The sequence below is a fragment of the Couchioplanes caeruleus genome, from assembly GCF_023499255.1.
Lineage (GTDB): Bacteria > Actinomycetota > Actinomycetes > Mycobacteriales > Micromonosporaceae > Actinoplanes > Actinoplanes caeruleus_A.
Genome location: NZ_CP092183.1, coordinates 1,342,942 through 1,358,726, shown reverse-complemented (window position 1 = coordinate 1,358,726; position 15,785 = coordinate 1,342,942). Strand labels below are relative to the sequence as shown.

9 protein-coding genes are annotated in these 15,785 nt (G+C 73.6%); 2 read left to right on the top strand and 7 right to left on the bottom strand.

Features of this window, described 5'->3' with window-relative positions:
* Positions 1–5 precede the first annotated feature (5 nt).
* Positions 6–1,697, bottom strand: a complete 1,692-nt coding sequence (locus COUCH_RS06515) for a nitrite/sulfite reductase (RefSeq protein WP_249611193.1) — start codon at positions 1,695–1,697, stop codon at positions 6–8.
* 349 nt (positions 1,698–2,046) lie between these two features.
* Here COUCH_RS06515 and COUCH_RS06510 point away from each other — a divergent pair, with 349 nt between their 5' ends.
* Entirely contained in the window at positions 2,047–3,507 is a 1,461-nt protein-coding gene (locus COUCH_RS06510; protein ID WP_249611192.1) for a glycosyltransferase family 39 protein, read from the top strand.
* A 17-nt stretch (positions 3,508–3,524) separates the two neighbouring features.
* Positions 3,525–5,006 (top strand): glycosyltransferase family 39 protein, encoded by a 1,482-nt coding sequence (locus COUCH_RS06505; RefSeq protein WP_249611191.1) that lies wholly within the window; start codon positions 3,525–3,527, stop codon positions 5,004–5,006.
* 3 nt (positions 5,007–5,009) lie between these two features.
* Here the strand turns inward: COUCH_RS06505 and COUCH_RS06500 are convergent, their stop codons facing one another.
* From COUCH_RS06500 to COUCH_RS06475, 6 genes are all read right to left on the bottom strand, one after another.
* Entirely contained in the window at positions 5,010–5,543 is a 534-nt protein-coding gene (locus COUCH_RS06500; RefSeq protein WP_199511580.1) for a GNAT family N-acetyltransferase, read from the bottom strand.
* Between the two features lie 45 nt (positions 5,544–5,588).
* On the bottom strand, positions 5,589–7,478 hold the full coding sequence (locus tag COUCH_RS06495) for a RiPP maturation radical SAM C-methyltransferase (RefSeq protein WP_249611190.1): 1,890 nt from the start codon (positions 7,476–7,478) through the stop codon (positions 5,589–5,591).
* Position 7,479: 1 nt separating this feature from the next.
* Positions 7,480–7,698 (bottom strand): hypothetical protein, encoded by a 219-nt coding sequence (locus COUCH_RS06490; protein ID WP_249611189.1) that lies wholly within the window; start codon positions 7,696–7,698, stop codon positions 7,480–7,482.
* A gap of 2 nt (positions 7,699–7,700) precedes the next feature.
* Positions 7,701–10,574, bottom strand: coding sequence for an AfsR/SARP family transcriptional regulator (locus tag COUCH_RS06485; RefSeq protein ID WP_249611188.1), 2,874 nt, complete (start codon positions 10,572–10,574; stop codon positions 7,701–7,703).
* A gap of 203 nt (positions 10,575–10,777) precedes the next feature.
* Entirely contained in the window at positions 10,778–11,680 is a 903-nt protein-coding gene (locus tag COUCH_RS06480) for a thioesterase domain-containing protein (protein ID WP_249611187.1), read from the bottom strand.
* A 25-nt stretch (positions 11,681–11,705) separates the two neighbouring features.
* A complete protein-coding gene (locus COUCH_RS06475) occupies positions 11,706–15,779 on the bottom strand; it encodes a non-ribosomal peptide synthetase (RefSeq protein WP_249611186.1) in 4,074 nt (1,357 codons plus the stop codon).
* Between the last annotated feature and the right edge of the window lie 6 nt (positions 15,780–15,785).

The following is a 15,785-nucleotide window of genomic DNA, read 5'->3' as shown; positions in this document are numbered from 1 at the left end:
GTCGCTCATTTCAGCAACTCCTCGTCGGCCCGGACGACCCAGTCGGCGAAGGCCTCGCCGCTGGTGCGCCCCTCCAGGTATCGACGGGCGAGCCGCTCGACGTAACCGGGCAGCTCTTCGGCGGTGGCCTTGAGGCCGCGCACCTTGCGGCCGAAGCCGGCGGTCTGGCCCTGCGCCATGCCCAGCCCACCGCCGAGGTGGATCTGGAAGCCCTCGACCTGCTCGCCGTGGGCGTTCATGACCAGCTGGCCCTTGAGCCCGATGTCGGCGACCTGGGTGCGGGCGCAGGCGTTCGGGCAGCCGTTGATGTGGATCGAGATGTCCGCGTCGAAGTCCTTGATCCGCTCCTCGAGGCGGGCCACCAGCTCCTCGCCACGCGCCTTGGTCTCGACGATCGCGAGCTTGCAGTACTCGATGCCGGTGCAGGCCATGGTGCCGCGCCGCCAGGCCGACGGACGGGCCTCCAGTCCGATGCCGCGCAGGCCCGCGATCAGCGGTTCCACCTGGTCGTCGGCAATGTCAAGAACGAGAAGCTTCTGGTACGGGGTCAGGCGCACCCGGTCTGATCCGTGCGCCGCCACCACGTCGGCCAGCTGGGTGAGCTGCGTGCCGGAGGAGCGGCCGACGACCGGGGCGGCACCGACGTAGTTGCGTCCGTCGCGCTGCTTGTGCACGCCGATGTGGTCGACCGGCTTGTCGGGCAGCGCCGGCGGCGGACCGTCGATCAGGGCCCGGCCCAGGTACTCCTTCTCGAGCACCTCGCGGAACTTCGCCACGCCCCAGTCGGCCAGCAGGAACTTCAGCCGGGCGCGGTTGCGCAGGCGCCGGTAGCCGTAGTCGCGGAAGATGCCGACGACGCCCTCCCAGACGTCGGGGATCTCCTCGAGCGGCACCCAGACGCCCAGCCGCTCGGCGAGCCGCGGGTTGGTGGAGAGCCCGCCGCCGACCCAGAGGTCGAAGCCGGGGCCGTGCTGCGGGTGGACCACGCCGAGCATCGCGATGTCGTTGACCTCGTGCGGCGTGTCGGCCAGCCAGGAGATCGACGTCTTGAACTTGCGGGGCAGGTTGGAGTAGCGCGGGTCGCCGAGATAGCGCTCGACGATCGTGTCGATCGCCGGGGTGGGGTCGACGACCTCCTCGGTCGAGACGCCGGCGACCGGGCTGCCCAGCACGACACGCGGGCAGTCGCCGCACGCCTCGGTGGTCTCCAGGCCGACCGCCTCGAGCCGGCGCCAGATCTCCGGCATGTCCTCGACGCGGATCCAGTGCAGCTGGATGTTCTGCCGGTCGGTGATGTCGGCGCTGTCGCGGGCGAACTCGGTGGAGATCCGGCCGATCGTGCGCAGCTGCTCGAGGCTCAGCGCGCCGCCGTCGATGCGTACGCGGAGCATGAAGTACTCGTCCTCGAGCTCGTGCGGCTCGAGCACCGCCGTACGGCCGCCGTCGATGCCGGCCTTGCGCTGGGTGTAGAGACCCCACCAGCGGAAACGCCCACGCAGGTCCTGCGGGTCGATGCCCGCGAAGCCGGTGTGGGCGTAGATGTTCTCGATCCGGGCCCGGACGTTGAGCGGGTTGTCGTCCTTCTTCATCCGCTCGTTCGGGTTCAGCGGTTCACGGTGTCCGAGCGCCCACTGACCCTCGCCGCGCGCCTTGCGGGGGCGGGCTGCGGGGGTTGCGGGGGTGTTGCTGGGCGCCATGGCGGCGGTCCTCCGGAGATCGTGGGCACGCTACGACGCTCACGGCAGGTTCCGCGACATCAGTGTCTGGAGGAAGCCGGCGCGTCGGGCGCGCCCGAGAAAATCAGTCGGGCGGCGTCAGGAAGCCGGACACATCGCGCTGCGGACGCGGCCGTAGTCGACGTGGCGACGGGCCACGAAGCGGCGGTCAACAGCAGCGGTCATGCCGGTAAGCCTCTCACGGGCGGCCATTCTCGGCCAGTGCGGTCCAGATTGCGGGAGTGTGTCGGCGCACACCTGGTTCGACGTTCATCTCGTGGTACCCCATCCACCGCCCCCGATTCACCGGGCACCGCTAGAACCGGACGTCGTGACCGCCGCGACCCTCACCCGGACAGAAGAGACACCCCCCGAGGCGTCGCCGGTCAGGCGGATCGGGCCGCTGATCTGCCCCGCGGTGCTGCCCGCCCTGGCGATGCTGATCGCCGGCTCGACCGGGCTGACCCGGCCGGCGCTGGGCTGGGACGAGCACGCGACGTGGTCGGCGGCGGCGCGTACGCCGGGGGAGATTCTCGAGCTGGCCCGGACCATGGACGGCGTCATCGCGCCGTACTACCTGTTCGTGCACTTCTGGACGGGCGTGTTCGGGGACTCGGTGGCGGCGATCCGGATGCCGTCCCTGATCGCGGTGGTGCTGGGCGTGGGGCTGGTCGGCGAGCTCGGACGGCGCCTGTTCACCCCTGGCATCGGGCTGACGGCAGGGCTCATCGTGGCCGCCGTACCGCAGCTGTCGCGGTATGCTCAGGAGGCTCGCGCGTACGGTATGGCCTTCTGCTTCGCGGTCCTCGCGACGCTTCTGCTGCACGTGGCGCTGGGCAGGCCCACGTGGCCGCGGTGGATCGCGTACGGCCTCGCGCTCACGCTGCTGGGCTACACGCACATGATCGGCTTGCTGGTGCTGAGCGGCCACGTCGTCGCCGTGCCGGTGCAACGCGACCGGCGCGTGCTGATCCGCTGGGCCGCCGTGGTCGCCGCCACGCTGGTGCTGGTCGCGCCGCTGATCCGGCTCGGGCTCGCCCAGCGCGGCACGCAGCTCGAGTGGATCCCGCCGATGGACCTGCACCAGATCCTCATCGCCCCCGGGGTGATCTTCGGAGCGCCGGTCGCGGGCCTGCTCGTCGTCGGCCTCGCCCTGGCCGCCCGGTGGGAACGACCGCTGGTCCTGGGCGAGATGGCCGCCCTGGCCGCACTCCCGCCCGCCCTGCTCATCGCGGTCTCGTTCGTCACCGCGCCGCTGTGGGTGCCGCGCTACGTGCTCTTCGCCGTCGCGCCGCTGGCCCTGCTCGCCGCCGTGGCGCTGCGCGGGCTGCCCGGCCGTACCGTCGTCGCGCTCGTCATGGTCGTGGCCGTGGGATTCGAGACCCAGCAGGTGGTGCGCGGGCCCGCCGCGCACGGCGGCATGGACTTCCGCCGGGCCGCGGCGATCGTCCGCGCCGGTCAGCGGCCGGGGGACGGGGTGGTCTACGGCCGCATCGGTACGTGGTCCCTGCGCGCCGGCCTCGACTACGAGCTGCGGAACGGCCCGGAGCCGGCCGACCTGCTGGTGCGCCGGTCCGCGGCCGATGCGGGCGCGCTGGAGGCGGTCGAGTGCCCGGAGCTGACGTGCTTCGACGCGCAGCGCGTCTGGTACGTCGGCGCGCGGCACCCCGGCGACCCGATGGCCGACGCGGGCGACGCGCTGCGGGCGAAGTTCGAGGCCGAGTACCGGCGTACCGGCTACTGGCTGCTACCGCTGGGAACTATCGCGCTGTACCAGCGACGCACAGGCTGAGCTGCGACGCTGGGGGTGTGCAGACGCTCGCGCCCCTTGCTCCCCCGCGGCCCGAGCCGGCGGCGGGGACAACCGTCCGTGACCGCCGGCCGACCCGGTGGCTGTGCTGGCTCGTGCCGGCCATGGTGACGGGTGTCGTCGTGGCCGTCCGAGCCGGGACGCCCGGGCCGTGGCGCGACGAGCTGGCGACGTGGAGTGCGGCGCATCGGACGGTGCCGCAGATCGTCGAGCTCGGCCGGCACATCGACGGCGTCACCGTGCCGTACTACCTGCTGGCGCACGTGATGGCGGGGTTCGGCGACTCGATCCTCGTGCTGCGGCTGCCGTCGATGCTCGCCGCCACCGCGACGGCCGCGGTGACCGCGCTGCTCGCCCGGCGGCTGTGGGACCCGCGCGCCGCGTTCGTCGCCGGGCTGCTCGTCGCGGCGATGCCGGTGGTGTCCCGCTACGGGCAGGAGGCCCGCGGGTACGCCCTGGCCGCCCTGTTCGCGGTGACGGCGACGCTGTTCCTGCTCCGTGCGCTCGGCTCGGGGCGGTGGTGGGACTGGCTCGCGTACGCAACAAGCGTCCTGTTCCTGGGGTGGTCGCACCAGCTGGCTCTACTGCTGCTTCTCGGCCACGCCGTGACCGTCGCCGTCATCAAGCGGCGAGCCCTGTTCGCGTGGCTCGCCGGTGTCGCCGTCGCGGCCACGGGCGTCCTCCCGTTCACCCTGCTCGGTGTGGGCCAGCACGCCGCCCAGCTCGACTGGCTGTCCCCGGCGGAACCGGCGGACCTGGCCGACGTCGCCGGAACCATCTTCCTGTCAGGCGTAATCGGCGGCGCGGTGTGCGCCCTCGCGCTCATGGCGCTGCGCGGCCGGGATCGCCGGGCGTCGCTGCTCTTCGTGTCGGCCCTGCTCCCGGTGCTGACCCTGTACGCGATCGACCAACTCGTCACGCCGATGTTCGTGGGCCGGTACCTCGTGTTCGTCGTCCCGCTGCTGTGCGCGCTCGCCGGCCGGGCCCTCGCCGACCTCCGGCTGCCGCTGGGCCTGACCGCCGTGCTGGTGCTCGCGGCGATCGGGCTGCCGCTGCAGGAGGACATCCGCCGTACGCACTCCGGCTCCGACTACCGCCAGGCAGCGGCGATGATCCACGCCCAGTCCCGCCCCGGCGACGGGATCATCTACGCGCCGCGTGCGGGATGGCACTTCACCGACATCGCCCTGCGCTACTACCTGGGTGACGACGTACCGAAGGACGTCCTGCTGCAGTCGGACGAGGTGGCGAACGCGTCGCTGTGGGCGACCGAGTGCGCCGGCCCCGCGGCCTGTCTGGCGGGCACGGACCGGGTGTGGACGCTCAGCGGCGACGACCTGGAGACCGGACGCCGCGCGGGCTCCACGGACCAGCTCACCCCGGCCCAGCAGGCGGTGCTGAACGGCTCGTTCCGGCAGATGTCCCAGGCGCGCGTCGACGGCTTCACGCTCGCGCTCTTCGTCCGCCGGGCGTCCCGCTGACCCTCATTCCAGGGGGATCTCCACCTCGTCGCGGAGGAGGCCGTAGATGACCATGTCGCGCCAGATGCCGTGGCGGAAGCGGACGCCGCGGAGCAGGCCCTCGCGCCGGAAGCCGATCTTCTCCAGGGCCGTCTGTTCGGCGACGTTCTCGGCGTCGGTCTGCGCCTCGAGCCGGTTGGCGGTCGTGTAGCGCAGCAGGTACTGCACCAGCATGCTCTGCGCCGCCGTGCCGTAGCCGCGGCCGCGGTGCTCCGGGAGCAGTGCCAGGCCGATCTCGTAGCAGCCGCCGATCGGGCCGCCGCGGGTTCGCGCCTCCCAGCTGGCGATGCCGATCACCAGGTCGTCGGGGCGTACGACCGCGAGCGCCGTCGAGCGGGTGCCGATGTAGCCGTCGGTCTCCCAGCGGCGGCGGCGGGCCCGCGCGTCGGTGAAGCCCGCCCATTCGTACGGGCCCAGCGCGTCGGGGTCCGTGTCCAGGCGTTCCAGGAAGGGCAGGTCGCCCTCGACGAAGGGGCGCAGGGCCGGGGAGTCGTGCATGCACACCTCGAAGGACGGGCGGCCGGGCCGCGGGCGATCAGGATGTCACCGGGGCGGGCCGGCGGGCAGCGCCAGGGACAGCGCGAGCGACTCGTCGAGCACCACCAGCCCGCGGTCGGCGAATTCGTCGAGGGCCTCGCGGATCTGCGCCGTCGTCAGGCTCCCGCCCAGCCGGTCGTGCACCGCCGCGGCCGTGATCGGGCGGTCGCTGCAGGCGGCGTACAGGTCGGCGAGCGGGCCCTCGAAGGTGTACGTCCCCTCCGCGCCCGGGTGCCGGCCGTCGTAGATCTGCACCAGCCCCGGCGACGACCAGTACGTCAGCGTGGGGCGTCGCGGCGCGGACCACGCGTCGGACCAGGCGGCGGTCTCCTTCACCAGCGCGGCGTACGCGTCGGGCGGCAGCGCGCCGGGCAGGTCGTACTCGAAGAAGTAGGCCGCCTTGCCGAGGTCGACCGTGTCCGGGTACACGTACCGGTAGCTGGCCTCCGGGGTCCGCGACGGTGACTCGCCGAACAGCGGGCTGAACCGCTCGATCCACACCCGGCCGGCGCCGGTCGGCGGCTGGAGATGCACGAGGTGCGGCAGCAGGGCGGCCTGCCCGGCGTAGTCCTGCTCGGTCTCGCCGGGGAATCCGTACAGCAGGTTCCAGCCGACCTCGACGCCGTAGTACGCCGCCCAGCGCAGCAGGTTGACGTTCTGCGCGGCCCGGGCGCCCTTGCGCATCAGCCGCAGTACCCGCGAGCTCAGCGACTCGATGCCGGGCTGGATCTGCGTGACGCCCGCCTGGGCCAGCGTGCGGACCTGTGCACGGGTCAGGTTGGCCTTGACCTCGTAGAAGATCTGGTAGGTGACGCCCTCGGCGGCCAGCACCGGGAACAGGTCCTTGAGGTAGCCCATGTCCACGATGTTGTCGACGCCGTGGAAGCGGAAGCTGTGGTAGCGGCGGGCCTGGGTGACGAACTCGTCGGCCATCCGCTGCGGAGACTTGGCGCGGAACATCATCGTCGAGCCGTTCAGCCCGCAGAACGTGCAGTGGTGCTTCTCGCCCCACCAGCAGCCGCGCGAGGACTCGAACGGGATCGGCACCGCGCCGGGCCCCGTACGCGGCAGCAGCCCCAGCCGTCCCGCCCGCTCGAAGTACTCGGCGTAGTCCGGCGCGGGCAGCTCGTCGAGCTGTCGCAGCGGCGGCGCCGGGGGCGTGGTCGCGACCTCGCCGTCGATGCGGCACGCCACGCCGGGCTCGCCCGTGGGCGGGACGCCGGCGACGAGGCGGTCGAGCAGCCGGGGGAAGGCGGTGTCCGCCTCCCCCACCACGGCGAGGTCCACGCTCGGCACCGCGCGGACCCATTCCGGGCCCATCTCGCCGTCGAAGTTCGCGCCGCCGAAGACGGTGATCAGCTCCGGGTTGTCCCGCTTCAGGCGGCGGGCGAGGGCGAACGACGCGGCGTTCTGCTGGAACGTGGAGGTGAACCCGACGACCTTGACGCCGTCCCACATCGGGTCCGCGGCGAGCCGGTCGAGGTACGCGGGCACCTCGACGCGGCGGGTGTGCAGCAGCCGCGCCCGCCAGTCCGCGTCGCCGCCGCGCCCGCCGTCGCCCAGGTCCGCGAGCTCGGCGGCGAAGTCGTCGAGCAAGCGGCCGTCGTGGTCGGGCGCCGCCGGCCCGAACGCCTCGACCGAGAACAGCCATTCCGCCACCAGACGCGCCTTGCGGCCGGCGAGCTGACGGTAGTAGTCGGCACCGATGCCGGCGGCGAAGTCCAGGTTGGCGTGCAGCGTGCGTACCGGGAAGCCGTGCCCCCGCAGGATCTCGCTGAGCAAGCCGAGCTGGATCGACGGCCAGTCGATGTCCATGAACGGCATCGACACGAGGACCACGGGCCACCCGGCACGATCGGCCGGGCGGAGCCGCACCGGATCCGGCGCGAGAGCCATGTCAGGGCTCGGTCACGACGATGCGGTTGATGGGGAGGCTCTCCGCCTCCGCCGCGCCCGGTGTGAAAGCGGAGCGGAACTGCTCCTGCACCGACGCGTCCCGCGGGGCGTCGCCGGCCGTCACCCCCAGCGCCGCACCGAGCACCGCCCCGGCGGCCAGGCCGCCGAGCAGGACGACCGTGGAACGCCGTCCGGTTGTGTGTTTCGTGGTATCGGACATTGTCATTCACCTTTCCGAAGTGGATGGACGAGATTCTTCGCGAGCCGGGCCCGCGGCTGGTCGGCCTGGGGGTGGCCGAGGTCGTCGAGGATGTCGCCGGCTTCGCGCCACAGGGCGCCGGCCGCACCGGGGTCGCCGGCCGCCTGCCGGGTGTCGCCGAGGCGGAGCAGGGTGGTGGCCACCTCGTACCGGTCGCCGAGCCGGCGCCAGAGCTCCAGGGCGTGCTCGAAGCACACCGTCGCCTCGGCGTAGTCACCGAGCTGGTGGGTGGCGAAGCCGAGGGTGTCCCACGTGTCGGCCTGACCGGGGTAGTCGCCGACCTCGCGGTGCAGCTCCAGCGACTCCCGGCAGAACCGCAGCGCGTCGGTGTGCTGGCCGAGGTTGGCGGAATACCAGCCGATCCAGTTCAGCGCGTCCGCCTCGCCGGACCGGTCCCCCGCCTCGCGGAACAGGTCCCGGGCCAGCCGGGCCCGTTCGAGCGCGGCGGCGTGGTCGCTCTGGCGTTCCAGGATCCGGCCGAGGTCCAGGTGCAGGCGGGCGCTGCGGGCCTTCTCGCCGGACTTGCCGTACAGCTCGAGCGCCTGCCGGGCGTGGTCCGCGGCCTCGTCGAGGAGGTCCAGCTGGAGCAGGGCGATGCTGAGCAGCCGGTGGGCCAGCGCCTCGCCGTTCACGTCGCCGGTCCGGTTGCAGGCCTCCAGGGCGGCGCGTAGGCAGGCGGCCCACGCGTGCCACTTGCCCTGGTAGTTGAGGAACGCGGTGATGGTCCAGGTGAGCTGGCCGGCGTGCGCCGGGAAGCCGGCCCCGGTGGCGTGCATGATCGCCTCCACCAGGACGGACTGCTCGGTCATGAACCAGGCGAGTGCGGCCTCGGCGCCGGTGAAGGTCAGGACGGTCGCCGCCGGGTCGGCGGGGTCGACCGCGATGGGCTCCCGGTACGCGTACAGCAGCCGGTCGGCGCCGTGCGAGGTGTGCAGGTAGTGGTCGAGCACCCGGCGGGTGGCGGCGCGCCGGTCCGGTTCGGGGTCGATGTCGTGCGCCTGCTCGGCCGCGTACGCCCGCAGCAGATCGTGGAACGCGAACCGCCCCGGCGCCCGCTCCTCGAGCAGGTGCGCCCCGGACAGCTCGCCGAGCAGCCGCCGCACCTGCCGTACGGGCACCCCGGCCAGGCTGGCCGCGGCCGGATGGGTGATCTCCGGCCCGGGGTGCAGCCCGAGCAGCCGGAAGAGGCGCGCCGCGTCATCGCTGAGCTGGTGGTACGACCACGACAGCACGGCCCGGGCGTCGCTGCTCTCGGTCTCGCCCATGAAGGCGTCCAGCCGCCCGGTCGCCTCGCGCAGTTCGGCGGCCAGCGCGGACAGCCGGTGGTGCGGGAACGCGGCGGCCCGGGCCGCGACGATGGCCAGCGCCAGCGGCAGCCCGGCGCACATGGTGACCAGCCCGGCCACGGCTTCCGGCTCGGCCGCGGCCCGCTCGGCGCCGAACCGGCGGGCCAGCAGCAGCGCGGCCTCGTCCTCGGCCAGCAGGTCCAGGGTCACCGGGACCGCCCCCGCGGCGACCAGCGCGGAGAGGCGCCGGCGGCTGGTGACCACGGCGGCGCTGCCGTACGTGCCGGGCAGCAGGGGCAGCACCTGGTCGGTGTCGCGGGCATTGTCGAGCACCACCAGCACCCGGCGCCCGGCGAGGAGGCTGCGGAAGCGGGCCGCCCGGTCCGGCACGGTGGCGGGGATCTGCTGCGCCGGCACCCCGAACGCCTCGAGGAAGCCGCGCAGCACCACGCCCGGGTCCATCGGGCCGCCCTGGGGGTCGAAGCCACGCAGGTTCACGTACAGCTGGCCATCGGGGTAGTCGGGGGCCACGCGGTGCGCCCACTGCAGCGCCAGCGAGGTCTTGCCGACGCCGGCGGTGCCGGTGATGGCCACGATCATCACGCTGTGGTCGGCGCCGGCCAGCGCGGTCAGCCGGTCCATCTCGGCCGTGCGGCCGGTGAAGTGCGCCAGGGCGTGCGGCAGCTGGGCCGGCCCGGACGCCGCCGCCGGGGCCTCGCGGGGCGCCGGGGCCGGCGCCGCGGGCGGGTGGGCCGCCGGCGCCCGGCGGGACAGCTCGGCCTCGCCGTTGAGGATGCGCTGGTGCAGCATCTGCAGTTCCGGGTCGGGGTCGATGCCCAGTTCCGCCAGGAGGTGGTCGCGGGCCTCGCGGAAGGCGGCGAGGGCCTCGCCCTGCCGGCCGTCGCGGTACAGCGCGCGCATCAGCAGCCCGCGCAGCCGTTCCCGCAGCGGGTGCGCGGCGACCAGCCGGCGCAGCTCGGCCACCAGGTCCTGGTCGTTGCCGAGGGCCAGGTCGATGTCGATGCGCTCCTCGAGGGCGAGGATGTGCCGCTCGGCGAGCCGGTCGCGCTCGGCGTCGAGCAGCGGGCTGCTCAGCCCGTCGAGGACCGGGCCGCGCCAGAGGGCCAGCGCGGCGTGCAGACGCTCGGACGCCGTCGTGAGGTCACCGGCCGCCCGGGCGGCCCGCGCCGCGGTGCGGCCCCGGTCGAAGCGCTCCAGGTCGAGGTGGTCCGGGGGCACGGACAGCAGGTATCCGGCGTCGGTCCAGGACAGCACCTCGGAGCGGGTACGGGCGGAGCGGACCGGGTCCAGCACCTGACGCAGCCCGGACACGTGCTTCTGCAGGAGGTTCACCGCGTACGTGGGTGCGTCGTCGCCCCACACCGCGCCGATGAGCTGCTCGCGGCCGATGGGACGGTTGGCGTGCAGCGCCAGCGCGCCGAGGACGACCCGCTGTTTGACCGACCCGAGCGGGACCGGCTTCTCCCCGTGCCACGCCTGCAGCTGACCGAGGATGTCGAGGCGGACCGGTCCATCGAGCGGGCTACTCACCACAGACCCTCGTCCGGCATCGGCATGCCCATTCCGATCGTGAACACGGTGGTGTCGCCCCCGAAACGAACACGAGTGTCGAGTGTAGACGGCGGGACCGAGGCCGCTCCCCATCGAGCGAACCGGTCGATTTCCCGTCAAGGTGAAACTCTCCCATGTCGGACCGTGAAGGTCCGCTAACCGTCCGGTGTCCGACGAATGGTTCATGACAGCACCGCCCGGATGGCCGCCGCGGTCGAGGCCACCGCGGGCGGATGCAGGATGCCGTAGTGCCCGGCGGTGGTGGAGAGCTCCCGGACACCCCCGTGGAACCGGCCACGCCAGTACGGCGCCCAGTCCTGGGAACCGTGCGCGGACACCAGAAGTGCCGCCGCGGCGAGGTGGCCGGCCGCGCGGTATCCGGACAACGCGGCGGTCCGTGCCACGAAGACGGCGTACCAGCGTTCGAGGTCGCTCAGCAGGGTCCCGGGCGGGGCCGGGCGATCGGCCAGGTGGTCCGCGAGCAGGGCCAGATGCTGCGCCGCCGACAACCGGGGCAGCACGCGCGCCGGGCGGCCCAGGCCCCGCAGAACCTCACCGGCGAACAGCGCCGCGAGGTCGTCCGCCGGATCCGGCCGCCACCGGTCCGTGCGGTACGGCGAGTCGATCAGCGCCACCAGCGCGACCGTGCCGCCCTCCGCCTCCAGCCGCCGGGCCGTCTCGTACGCGACGATCCCGCCGCCGGCCCAGCCGATCAACCGGTACGGCCCGTCCGGCTGGCTGCGCCGGACGAGCTCCACGGTGCGGGCGACCATGGCGTCGAGGGAGCCCGGCGGGGTGGCCCCGGCGTACAGGCCGTCCGCCTCGATCCCGTGGAGGCGGCAGGTCCCGTCGAGGCTGCGGGCGAGGGCGGCGTACTCGTGCACCGTCCCGCCCACCGCGGGCAGGGCGAACGCGGACACCCGCCCGGTCGTGCCGAACGACACGACGGGGCCGCCCGCCCGTACCGCGCCCTCGCGAGGCACGCCCAGCCGGGCCGTCAGCGCCGCCCGTTGCGCCTCGCCGCCCATCGATCCCGTTCCTCCCGCGGGGCCGCCCCGGCACCGGGCCGGGGCGGCCGTAGCCATGTCCACCACTGTCAGCGGCCGGAGCTCATGACACGTGCTCGCGCAGGATCGCGGCCACCTCGTCCGCGCCGGGCGACTGCAGGAACGAGTAGTGGTCGCCCGCCACGGTCCGGTAGTCGGTGTCCGGCCCGAGCACGCCCCGCCAGTGCGGGGTGAAGTCGTACGACTGCTCCGCCGTGACGACCACCGTGCGGGCGGCCGCGGCCCGGGGCCGATGCCCCGCGATCATCCGGGTCTGCTCGCGGAACACCGCGAACCGCCGCTCGATCTCCGCCCGTGCCGCCTCCGCGTCGCCGGTGCCTACGAGCCGGTCCGCCAGCCAGGCCAGCTGCCCGGCGGCGTCGCCCTCGGGCAGATCGGTGGCCGCCGGGCCGAGCGCCCGCGCCGCGTCCACGACGAACTGGCGCGCGGCCGCGTCCTCCGACAGCCCGGTCAGGTCGGCCGGCTCGCTCGGGGAGTCGAGCAGCGCCACCAGCGCCACCTCGGCGCCCTCGCCCTCCAGCCGGCGGGCCATCTCCAGGGCCACCAGGCCGCCCAGCGACCACCCGCCCAGCCGGTACGGCCCCTCCGGCTGCTCGGCGCGGACCTGCGCGACGTACCGGGTGACCGTCTCGTCGAGGTCCGCCGGGAACTCGCCGGGGCCGGCCGCGTTGATGCCGTACACCCGCAGCGTGTCGTCGAGGCGACCGGCCAGGCCGGCGTACGCGAAGACCGTGCCGCCGACCGCGTGGACCAGGAAGAGCGACCGGTCCGCCGGCCCGGCGTTCATCGCCACGACCGTGCTCGCCGGGGCGGCCGTGTGCGCCGCCAGTGCCTCCGCGCGGGCGGCGGGCGCCTCCTCCAGGGCGTCGAGGTCGATCTCGTCGAGCCGGGTGTCCTCGAGGCCGTGCCGGTCGCGCAGCATCTCGGTCAGCTGGGCGGGGGTCGGGGCCAGGAAGATCGCCGAGACGTCCGAGTCGACGGCGAGTTCCTTGCGCAGCTGGGCGATGAGCTGCATGGCCTGCAGCGAGTTGCCGCCGAGGTCGAAGAAGCTGTCCTCGACGCCGACCCGGTCACGCCGCAGCAGCGCCGCGAACATGTCCGCCAGCACCGCCTCGATCAGCGTGCGCGGTGCGACGTATCCGGCGTCGTGGCCGGTGTCCTCCGGTGCCGGCAGCGCCGCGCGGTCCACCTTGCCGTTGGCGTTGAGCGGGAACGCGTCCAGCACCACCAGGTGCGCGGGGACCATGAAGGCCGGCATCCGGGCGGCCATGTGGACGCGCAGGTCGGTCGGGTCGATCGTGGGCCGCTGCGCGTCGCCGCGGACGTACCCGACCAGCTGCTTCTGGCCGGCGGCGTCCTCGCGGACCAGCACCAGCGCCTGGGCGACGGACGGGTGCTCGGCGAGGACCGCCTCGATCTCGCCCAGCTCCACCCGCAGACCGCGGATCTTCACCTGGTCGTCCGAGCGGCCCAGGTACTGCAGGTTGCCGTCGGGCAGGCGGCGGGCCACGTCCCCGGTCCTGTAGAGCCGCGCCCCCGGATGGGTACCGAACGGGTCCCGGATGAACTTCTCCGCGGTCAGCTCCGGCCGGTTCAGATAGCCGCGCGCCACCCCGGCGCCGCCCAGGTGCAGCTCACCGGGTACGCCGACCGGTACGGGGTTGAGGTGCTTGTCCAGCACGTACGCGGTGTAGTTCGGCAACGGCAGCCCGATCGGCGGCGGGTCGAGCGGCGAATCGGCGTGGCACTCGGCCATCGTCGAGCCGACCGTGGTCTCGGTGGGGCCGTACCCGTTGATGAACCTCATGCCCGGCCGGGCCCACTTGCGGACCAGCGCCGAGGAGAACGCCTCCCCGCCGGCGATGACCACGCGCAGCGCGGGGAAGTCCTCGTCGGCGAGCAGGTTGAGCACCGCGGGCGGCAGGCACATGAACGTGATCCCCTGATCGCGGATCAGGTCGGCGAGCCGCGGCGGCGACAGCAGCGTCTCGCTGCGTCCCAGCACCAGCGTGGCTCCCGACAGCAGGGCCCCGAACATGTCGAGCACGGAGACGTCGAAGTTCAGCGAGGCGAACTGCAGCACCTTGTCGCCCGGACCGAGCGGCCAGTGCTCGATCTCGCCGGTGGCGAAGTTGACCGCTTGGCGATGCTCGACCACCACGCCCTTGGGGCGGCCGGTCGATCCGGAGGTGTAGATGACGTACGCCGCGTTCGCGGGCCCGGCCAGCGGCTCCGGGGCGCCCCCGTCGAGGGCGGAGAGCGCCGCCCAGTCCCGGTCGAGCGAGACCACGGCGGTGCCCTGCACGGGCAGCGACGGCTCGCTCTCGTCGTCGGTGACGACCACCGGCATGTGGGCGTCCTCGACCATGAAGGCGAGCCGGTCCGCCGGGTACTGCGGGTCCAGCGGCACGTAGCCGCCGCCCGCCTTCAGGATGCCGAGGATGCCGGCGAGGCGGCGCACCGAGCGCTGGGTGCACACGCCGACCAGCACCTCCGGGCCGACGCCCAGCTCGCGCAGCCGCCGGGCGATGCGGTTGGCCTGCGCGTCGAGTTCGGCGTACGTGACCGTCTCGTCGTCGAGCCGCACCGCGATCCCGTCGGGGGTGGCCGCCACCTGCGCCTCGAACTTGTCGTGCAGGCACCATGACGGGTAGTCGGCCCGCGTGGCGTTCCAGTCGTGGATCTCCTGCCGCAACTCCTCCGGAGTGAGCAGAGGCAGCCCGGACAGCGGCCGGGCCGGGTCGGCGGCGAGCCCCTCGAGCAGCGTGCGGAAGTGGCCGAGCATCCGGCGTACGGTCGCGGGGTCGAACAGGGCGGTGGCGTACGAGGCACTGACCAGCAGCCGCCCCTCGTCTTCCACAGTGGACATGAGCAGGTCGAACTTCGCGGCAGTGCTCGGGAGTTCCTCGGTCTCCCAGGCCACCCCGGCCACCTGCAGGTCCCGGCGCTGGTTCTCGGCGAGCATGAACCCGACCTGGAAGAGCGGGTGCCGGCCGGCGTCGCGGGGTGCCCGTACGGCCTCCACGATCGCGGCGAACGGCAGGTCCTGGTGGCCGTACGCACCGACCGTGGCGGTCCGGATCCGTTGCAGCAGCTCGCCGAACGCGGGATCGCCGGACAGATCGCCGCGCACCGGCAGGGTGTTCACCAGGTACCCGATCAGCGGGGCCAGCTCGGGCCGGGTGCGGTTGGCGCTGACCGTGCCGACGACGATGTCGTCCTGTCCGCTGTAGCGGTGCAGCAGCACGTGGAACGCGGCCATCAGCGTGACGAACAGCGTGGTGCCCTCGCGCCGGCTGAGCGCCTTCAGCCCGTCCAGCACCTCCCCGGAGACATCGATGGACTCCACCGCGCCGTCGTACGTCTGCACCAGCGGCCGCGGCCGGTCGGTCGGCAGCTGCAGCACGGGCGCCCCGGCGAGCGTGCTGCGCCAGTACTCCTGGAGTTCCTCCAGAGCCTGCCCGCGCAGGCGTTCCCGTTCCCACACGGCGTAGTCCGCGAACTGGATCGCCAGGTCCGGCAGTTCCGCCGGGCGGCCCGCGACGCGGGCCTCGTAGAGGGCGCTGAGCTCGCTCACCAGCACCCCGAACGACCAGCCGTCGAAGACCGTGTGGTGCACGGTGATGACCAGTACCTGCTGGTCGGCGGCGAGCTTGACGAGCAGCAGCCGCAGCAGCGGGCCGTGCTCGAGGGTGAACGGCCGCGCGGCCTCCTGCCCGACCTCCTGCCGGTAGCGCTGGTCCCGCTCGGGTTCCGGCAGCCCGCTCAGGTCGGTGACCGGGAGCTTGACCTCGGCCGGCTCGTCGATCACCTGCACCGCCCGGCCGTCCCGCGCGACCAGCCGCGTCCGCAGCGACTCGTGCCGGCCGACCAGCGCCGTGACGGCGGCCTGCAGCGCGGCCGGGTCGAGCGGACCGGACAGCCGTACCGCCCCCGCGATGTTGTACGTCGCCAGGCCCGGAGCCAGCTGGTCGATGAACCACAGCTGCTCCTGCCCGAACGACAGCGGGACGTCCACGAGCCCCGGTGCGCGCCGGGGGATCCCCGCGGCCGCCTGGTCGGCTCGGCCTCGGCGCAGGCGGGCCGCCAGGAGCGCCCGCTGAGTATCAGACAACATGCCGTG